The organism is Candidatus Aminicenantes bacterium (assembly GCA_011049425.1).
Classification (GTDB): domain Bacteria; phylum Acidobacteriota; class Aminicenantia; order UBA2199; family UBA2199; genus UBA876.
In genome coordinates, this window is sequence record DSBM01000171.1 from 1 (window position 1) to 4723 (window position 4723).

The 4723-nt window shown below is 62.2% G+C and carries 4 protein-coding genes; 1 reads left to right on the forward strand and 3 read right to left on the reverse strand.

Translation table 11 applies throughout. From position 1 onward, the window contains the following. The 3 genes from ENN40_12005 to ENN40_12015 all read right to left on the reverse strand — a co-directional run. The coding region (locus tag ENN40_12005; GenBank protein ID HDP96061.1) for a DUF4131 domain-containing protein at positions 1 to 1940 on the reverse strand (1940 nt) is incomplete at its 3' end. Positions 1941 to 1974: 34 nt separating this feature from the next. Beyond that, a protein-coding gene (gene prfB / locus ENN40_12010) for a peptide chain release factor 2 (protein ID HDP96062.1) occupies positions 1975 to 3064 on the reverse strand; the annotation gives its coding sequence in 2 pieces (ribosomal slippage) (positions 1975 to 2991 and positions 2993 to 3064; 1089 coding nt in all). Between the two features lie 31 nt (positions 3065 to 3095). Continuing rightward, complete coding sequence (locus tag ENN40_12015) at positions 3096 to 4121, reverse strand: hypothetical protein (protein HDP96063.1); 1026 nt, start codon at positions 4119 to 4121, stop codon at positions 3096 to 3098. Between the two features lie 84 nt (positions 4122 to 4205). Here ENN40_12015 and ENN40_12020 point away from each other — a divergent pair. Continuing rightward, positions 4206 to 4723 (forward strand): hypothetical protein (locus ENN40_12020; protein ID HDP96064.1); only part of this gene is annotated, 518 nt, incomplete at its 3' end.

The following is a 4723-nucleotide window of genomic DNA, read 5'->3' on the forward strand; positions in this document are numbered from 1 at the left end:
GGCGCGCGGCTGAGCTTGTGCGGAAACAGGCAGGTGACCCGGCAGCCCGCCGTTTCCAATACCGTCCCCGCGAGCACACGGCGGATGCGCGAAACACCGTTTGCCGCCTTGGCCAGGCGGTGCCAGAGGGGGTGGCCGCGCGGAGCCGAAGAGATCCATACTTCATCCGGCCGCAGCAGGGGAATCAGGTCTACGATGCCGGCGGCATGATCGGGATGAAAATGGGAAACCGCCACCCAGCGCACGCGGATGCGTTGCCGCAACAGAAACGGCAACACAATGCGCCGCCCCACGGAAAAATCGCTGTAACGGCTGCCCCCGCCGTCGATCAGCAACGCATCACCCCCGGGAAACACCACGCAGGTGCAATCCCCCTGCCCCACATCCACGAAAAACACCTCCAGCCGCTGCGGCCGATAAACCGCATGCGGCCGCACCTGCATAAAGAGCACGGCCAGCAACAACACAGCGGCCGCGCGCCGCAACCACGACCGCGACGCATGGTGCGCAACCAGAAAAAGCAAAGCTGTCAGCAGCGTTACCGCCAGGGCGGGCGCGGGCCGAAAAATTGAGGTTCCCAGCCGGGCGGCGGCGTTAATGCCGGCAAAAAAAACCTCTAGCAGCAGGTCCAGCCCCTGGAGTAACCATGCAACCAGAAACGGCAGAACCAGGCAACATGCCATCATGGGCAACGCCAGGGCCATGACGGGAACGCAAAGAGGCAACAGCAGCATGCCGGCCAGCGGGCCGATCAATGAAAAACGCTGAAAAAACAGCAGCGTCAAGGGAATCGAGATGCAACCGGCGTTCAACCCCGCGCTGACCCCTTCGCGAACCGCGCGCGGCAGGAACCGGGGCAAACGCTTCGCCAGGCCGCGCCCCAGCAGGATGGCCGCGGCCAGGGCGAAAGTCAGCACAAAGCCGGGGCTCAGGCAGCACAAAGGCGAGACGGCAAATATCAGCAGCCCGGCAAACGAAAGGCAGCGCAGCGCGTTGGCCGGATGGTGCCACGCTTTTCCCAGAAACACCATCCACGCCATCACGCCGGCGCGGACCGCGGAAACGGGAAAATCCGTTATGGCCAGGTACCCCAGCAGCGCCACCGCGGCAAGCGCAAGTTGCAGCGGCGCGCGCACGCCCAGAAGCGACAGCCCGCCCAGGACAACCAGGGCCAGAATGCCGACATGGGCGCCGGATATGGCCATCAAGTGAAACACCCCGGCATCCAGCATCGCTTCTTGCAGGCTGGAAGATACCCGCCCGCGGTCGCCCAGCAACAGCGCCTCCAGCAGCGCTCCGCGGTCGGAGATTGCCCCGGATCCATCGTTGAAACGCTCTTCCAGGCGGGAACGCAGCACGCGCCGCCAACGCCCCAGAATCCTCCAGACCAGGGGCCCCCGCGCTATGCGTTGCACCTGCAGGGCCGATTTCGAGCGGCCGACAAAGTGAATCCCCCGCGACATGTAATACAGGTCCGCCGGGCGCACCCGGGCTGAAATCCGAAGCCGGTCACCCCGAACCAGGCGGCGATGGTTTCCGGGCACCCGCAGGCGCAGACGAAACGTTACCCGCAGGCTGCGGCGGTGAAAAGAGACCCGGGAAACATCCAGCAACAGGATCGAATCCCGCTGTTCGACCGTGGGATACGCCGCCAGGCGGCCGCTGACATCAATGTAATCGTTGAGGGGCAGGGGGAAAGCCCGCACGCGCAGGTAATTTTGTCGCGCCTGGACAAAGCCCGCCGCCAGGACCAATGCCAGGGCCAGGGCCAGGCAGACACGCGAAAGGAGCCCGAAGCGACGGTGGCGCAGCAGCAAGAGGAACACGGCGGCCAGGACCAACGCAGTGACCCACAACAGCATTCCGGGAAGTTTGAGATGCGCCGCCGCTCCCGCGCACACCAGCCCCAGGGGGAAATACTCTTCTCCGGTGCGCGACATCCTCCCTCCCGGGCGGGACAGGAGACGGCAATGGCTAGCGTTGCTTCAAGGATGCCTTGATAAACGTCAGGATATCACCGTCCAGTACCCGCTGGGTATTTCCGATCTCCAGCCCGGTGCGGTGATCCTTGATGCTTTGATAGGGTTGCAACACATAGGAACGGATCTGGTTCCCCCAGGCGATTTCGCCTTTTTCATTTTCCATCCGGTCCCGTTCCTTGTTCTTTTTTTTCAGCTCAAGATCGTAGAGCTTGGCCTTCATCAGGTTCATGGCGCGTTCACGGTTCTGGTGCTGGGAACGTTCACTCTGGCATTGGGCCACGGTATTGGTGGGCAAGTGGGTGATGCGCACGGCTGAATCGGTGCGGTTGACGTGCTGTCCGCCCGCCCCGGACGCGCGGTAGGTATCGACGCGCAGGTCCTTGGGGTCCAGTTCGATCTCGATGCGATCGTCCACTTCCGGGTAGACGAACACGGCGGCAAATGACGTATGGCGGCGGCCGGCGGCGTCAAAGGGCGAAATCCGCACCAGACGGTGCACACCGATCTCCTGCTTCAGGTAGCCGTAGGCGTACTCCCCGTCCATGCGCACGGTCACGCTCTTGATGCCCGCCTCTTCTCCGGCCAGGATTTCCACGATCTCGGTATTGTATTCCATGCGCTCGGCGAAGCGCAGGTACATGCGCAACAGGATTTCCGCCCAGTCATGGCTCTCCGTGCCCCCGGCGCCGGGATGGATCGACAGGAAGGCATTGTTCAGGTCATGATCGCCGCTCAGGTAGTTGCGGATTTCGGTCTTTTCGATAAACCCGGAAAACCGCTCCATCTCGGTTTCCAATTCAGCCAGCAACTCGGAATCGTCGGCCGCCAGGTCCAGGTAGGTTTCGATCTCGGCGATATCGTTTTCAAAGCGCTTGCCCAGCGCCAGGTCGGTTTCCAGGCGCTTTTTTTCCTTCAGCAGCACGGTGGATTTGCGCGGGTGGTTCCAGATATCGCTGTCGGTGAGCTGGTGTTCAATTTCCTTTAATCGCTGCGCCTTGCGATCCAGGTCAAAGAAACCCCCTGAGATCAACGGACTTGCGGCGTAGTTCCTCGAATTGGTCGCGGATCTCTGTTAATTCCATGGCGTTATTGTACGGCTTTCAGCAGACGTCGTCAATCCCGGTTGCACAGCATACGCCGCACGGACACCAGCTCTTTTTCCGCGTCCCGGACCAGGTTGGCCATGATCTCTTTTACCGGGCGGATTGTATCCACCAGGCCCACGCTCTGGCCCGCCATCAGCGATCCCCGGTCGACGTTACCCGTCTGCACGGCTTCACGCAACGCCCCCACCCAGTACTTCTCGACCTCGTACTGGGCCTGCACGCGGTTCATGCACCCCTGTTCAATCTGCCGCAGCAAACGCAGTTGCAGGCGGCCGAAATCATCGGTGCCCCTGTTTTTCAACGCCCGTACGGACACCACGGGCAGAGAGGAATCGTACTGCGGCGTGGCGAACGCTTCGCGTGAACGCGCGCGGCAAAAGCGTTCTTTGAACGCCGGGTGGGCCGGGCTTTCGGTTGACATGGCAAATACGGTTCCCATCTGCACACCCGCCGCCCCCATCAGGAACAGGTGCAGCATCATGCGTCCCGTGGCGATCCCGCCGGCGACAAACACCGGTATTTCCGGAAAGGCAAACAACACCTGCTGCAACAGCACCATGGTGGACACATGACCGATATGCCCGCCCGCCTCGCTTCCTTCCAGGACCAGGCCGTGGGCGCCGTAACCGATCATGCGCCGGGCGATGGAGTCCGTGGAGGCGAAACACAGCACACGCGCGCCCGAGGCCCGCGCCGCTTCCACCTCGGACTTGCGCGGGAAACTGCCGGCAAACACCACCATGGGTACTTTCATCTTTGCGGCCACCTGCAGGTGGTCGGAGTAGTTGGGGGCCAGGGTGATCAGGTTGACGGCAAAGCGGCCGCCCCACTCCCGGAGTTTCCGGATCTCGGCGGCAAACAGGTCCACCGGCATGTTGCCGCCGGCCAATACGCCCAGGCCGCCGGCCTCACCCACGGCTTTTACCAGACCCGACGTACTGATCCACGTCATCGCCCCGCTGATCACCGGAACCCGCACACCCAGAAATTCCCTTCCCCGCCGCCAATGCGGGATCTCATCCAGAATACTCATGCCGCCAATCATATCAGAAGCCGCCCCTTGAGTAAACGCCGGCGCCATTGCCCGGAACAACGGGATGGGTTAAAATAGCTGCGCATGCGCCGCTGGTCCACTTACCTGCTGCTTGCCGCCATCCTGGCCGGAACGGCCGCCCTCTACCTGCCGACCCTGAAATACGAAGCCATCTGGGACACCCGGGATTTTTTAAGCAACAGCATCCTGCTCACCCAGGAGCGGCCGCTGGCGGACGCGTTCACGAGCGGCTATATCTACGGCCAGTTCGGCATGGACAACCAGAGCATGTACTACCGCCCGCTGGTCACCCTTTCCTTTATGCTCGAAAAGCGCCTGTGGGGGTTATCTCCCGCCACCTTGCGCGCAACCAACATCTTTGTTTTTCTCTGCCTTCTGGTAACACTTTTCGTGTTGATCCGCACCTGGGGGGGAAGCCGCTTTGCCGCACTGGCGGCAACCGCTTTGTTTGCCGCCTCTCCCATCAATCCCGGCAATGTGACCTGGGTGGTGGGCCGCGGCGACCTGATGATGCTGCTGTGGGGAGCCATCACCCTGATTCTTTTGCGCAAAGGCAAAAGCCGCGGCGCCTGGGTGATCCC